At 62.5% G+C, this 3,065-nt stretch carries 4 protein-coding genes and 1 pseudogene; 2 read left to right on the plus strand and 3 right to left on the minus strand.

All coding sequences use genetic code 11. The features are described from left to right. A partial coding sequence (locus ACFHVL_RS30990; protein WP_416632160.1) for a transposase occupies positions 1-369 on the plus strand: 369 nt, incomplete at its 5' end. Positions 370-543: 174 nt separating this feature from the next. Beyond that, positions 544-924, plus strand: a complete 381-nt coding sequence (locus ACFHVL_RS30995) for a hypothetical protein (RefSeq protein ID WP_416632162.1) — start codon at positions 544-546, stop codon at positions 922-924. A 76-nt stretch (positions 925-1,000) separates the two neighbouring features. Here the strand turns inward: ACFHVL_RS30995 and ACFHVL_RS31000 are convergent, their stop codons facing one another. The 3 genes and pseudogenes from ACFHVL_RS31000 to ACFHVL_RS31010 all read right to left on the minus strand — a co-directional run. After that, positions 1,001-2,047: a CU044_5270 family protein gene (locus ACFHVL_RS31000; protein WP_416632163.1), complete on the minus strand. Its 1,047-nt coding sequence runs from the start codon at positions 2,045-2,047 to the stop codon at positions 1,001-1,003. After that, complete coding sequence (locus ACFHVL_RS31005; RefSeq protein WP_416632164.1) at positions 2,025-2,597, minus strand: RNA polymerase sigma factor; 573 nt, start codon at positions 2,595-2,597, stop codon at positions 2,025-2,027. Before ACFHVL_RS31005 ends, ACFHVL_RS31000 begins: the two co-directional genes overlap by 23 nt. A gap of 225 nt (positions 2,598-2,822) precedes the next feature. Then, positions 2,823-3,065: pseudogene (locus ACFHVL_RS31010) on the minus strand (GPP34 family phosphoprotein); the annotation flags it as partial.

Genomic DNA, 3,065 nt, shown 5'->3' on the forward strand with positions numbered 1-3,065 from the left:
GGACGCGCCGAACGCCGCACGATCCGCGTCACCGGCTGCGACGACACCCTGTTCCCCGGAGCCCGCCAGGTTTTCCGGCTCCGCCACGACACCGGCGGACTCGACGGGATCCGCACCAGCAAACAGATCATCCACGGGATCGTCAGCCTCGACGCCACCCAGGCCGGACCGCAGCACCTCAACGCCTACGTCAGAGGACACTGGTCGGTGGAAACCCGTCTGCACTGGACCCGGGACGTCACCTTCAACGAGGACGACTCCCAACTCAGGACGGGTACGGCTCCCCGCAACGTGGCCGCCATGCGCAACCTGGCCCTGAACACCTTCCGCCTCGTCGGACGCGCCAACATCGCCCCACGCCCGCCGTGACCTCCACGACCGCGCCGACACCTTCGCCGTCTACGGCATCTAACAAACGGTGATCAAATCAGACATAGAGGAACAACGCCGGGGCCGTGAGCAAATCCAAACGCACGTCAAGTCCGAGAGAACGCGATAAACATTGCGCCGGGAATCGATGTGCTACTGCCACCGAAAGGCGGCATGCAGGACAACCTCCGAAACCAGACGGACATTTGCGACTACTACAATCTTTGCTTCTGGGAGCACAGCTATGCAGATCTCTTCGGTTTTGGACTTGGCTTCTACGCCTGCCAACCGGCGAACGCCATCATGAACCTTGGCGGCATGCGTTACCCGGATGGAGCGTGGGTAGGAACGGGTAGTTCGGCACCAAAATGGAACGACCGTATCTCATCTTTTGAGAACAATCAAACACCCGGAACGGTAAGCCGGTTTTACAACTACCTTGGATCCAACAACTGGAGCATCGCAGTCACAAGCTACGCATTTGACTACGAAAGCAATATGCGCAATCGGAACGCGAATGACATCATCGACGGAGTTCACGTCTGCACCGAATGACATCGAGTAAGCACCTCAGCCCTCCCCATTGAGATGCGTGGGCGGCTTCCATCGACCCGGAAGCCGCCCGGTGACGTTAGCCGACTTCAGCTGTACGCCCGTAGCTTAGAATCAGGTTGTAGACCTGCACCTGCCGCGGTTCGGTGAGCTTGACCACCTCGTGTGCAAGCAGTTCTCCGGTAACCGGGTCGAAGATCAGCAAGAGTTGGACGTTGTGCTCGGTGTCGTCGGTCGTAACAGCTACACCGGTCCGACCAGCGCGGTCAACAACCTCGCCACGCCAGTGCAGACTAGGCGTGCCGGCGAGGACGCGTAGGATCTGCGAACGGACCGAACGCGGCACGACGTACAGGCTGTATATGTCGTTGACTGCCTTCACCGTGGTTCCTGCACCGGCGCCAACCTTGAGCTTCCTGGTGAGCTCGGACGGGTCCTCGGTGATCGGTTGATCCGGACCAACTAGCCCAGTAGACGATACGGGCGCACCAGGTGTCCGCGCGCTAGGGTCGAGGGCACCTTCCCAATACCGCCTGGACTCCTCAGTAGGAAACTCCGGCGCCAACTGCTGAACCTTGGTCATGCCGTTCCCACTACTGTCCGACCAAGTCTCAGTCTCCTCCGCGATACTCATGATGTGGCCGCCTGGCGCCATTGCCTGCCGAGCGCCCCAAGACTTACGCCGATGGTACGAATAGGTTCCGTCATGGTTGTCATATGGGGCGTCGGCGATGCGGTCGGCGAGGTCGCTGAGCATGGGACCAGCATCCGGCGGATTGTCCGGCTGCCGGTATGCCACAGGGATCAACACCTCCAGTTCAGCGCCGGCCGCCGTACTCAGGGAATCGTTCGTTGCAGGGCCAATGGTTCGGTCCCCCAGCATCCAGACCGGCACAGTCACTGCTGCCGCTGCTACGACGATCGCGACAGCAGCCACAAGCGCCAGCCGTGGCCTTCGGACGAATGACGGACGCACATCGCCGCCAGACTTCAGATCCAGCTGCACCGAGCTGTGGTCAGCACGCTCGATGATCTCGTGTGCTGTGTCCCGGGGGGAAGGCAGACCCATTCCTTGAATCGGGTCAGCCGGCCCGAGAAGTTCTTCAACTCGCTGCGATGCGCGCACTCTCGCCCCTCTCACTTATAGAGTCGTTCCGCTGTGCAGTAACACCCGTTGTCGAGTCGATAGCTGACTTCAGGCGGCGACGGGCGCGGTGTAGTCGCACCGCTGCTGCGGTACGGCTGCAGCCGAGCGCCGATGCGGCCTCGGCGACCGACATACGCTCCCAGCCGATGAGACGCAACAGCTCCTGGTCCGCCTCAGGCAACGTCGACAGTGCCCGTCGAAGATCGACCATTTCTACCCTGGACTCGGGATGAGGCCAACTGCTCGTAGCAGGCTGGCCCATCTCAGCGAACGGCATCGTCGGTGGCCTTGCGCGTTGCACACGCCAAAGATTGGCCAACAGCCGCCGAGCGACGCCGTACAGCCAGGGAAGTTCGCGGTCCGGCACATCCGCACGTCGCCGCCACGCGACAGTAAAGACCTCCTGGGCGAGCTCAACCGAGACGTCCATGTCAGCTGTACGCCTCAACCCGTACGCCACGATGTTCCGGTAGTGCGCGGCGTAGACGCTGGTGAACCACCGTTCGTCACGCTCCCCCGTAGGCTTCATATGGTCTCCTGACTGGCGGGCTGATGCGGTCTCTCCCTACTTGTGTACAGATCCGCGTGAGTGTTACTGCCAAGGACACGTCGATCAGCCGTAGATGCCTCTCGGAACCAGGGCGGGAGAGCGGTCAGGGCAGGCAACACACCGGAGGGACCAAGGACCAGACCGAGACCCGAGACCGCCGGACAGAGGCAGACTCCGCTGTCTGAGGGGATGTCGCGGGGATGATCAACGGTGGTGGCGGCGGTGGCGTGCGATGGTGAACAGCTCGGCGATCTCGGCTGGCAGGCGTGCGACGGTCTCCCGGTGCAGATGCCGCCGAGCCGATGTGGGCAGGCCGGTGAACAGGAAGTCGTCCAGCCCGGTCACCAGACACAACCCGCCCAGCCGCGCCTCGAAAGCCGGCAACGGCTCACCCCGCCGCAACCGCATCGTCAGGCGGGCCCAGGCCCAGGCGGCCCGGTTCATGTC

The sequence above is a fragment of the Micromonospora sp. LOL_023 genome (assembly GCF_048060115.1).
Taxonomy (GTDB): Bacteria; Actinomycetota; Actinomycetes; order Mycobacteriales; family Micromonosporaceae; genus Micromonospora_E.

Coding starts and splice junctions, on each gene's coding strand:
- ACFHVL_RS30995 (WP_416632162.1), top strand. CDS start 544: ATGCAGGACAACCTCCGAAACCAGACGGACATTTGCGACTACTACAAT.
- ACFHVL_RS31005 (WP_416632164.1), bottom strand. CDS start 2,597: ATGAAGCCTACGGGGGAGCGTGACGAACGGTGGTTCACCAGCGTCTAC.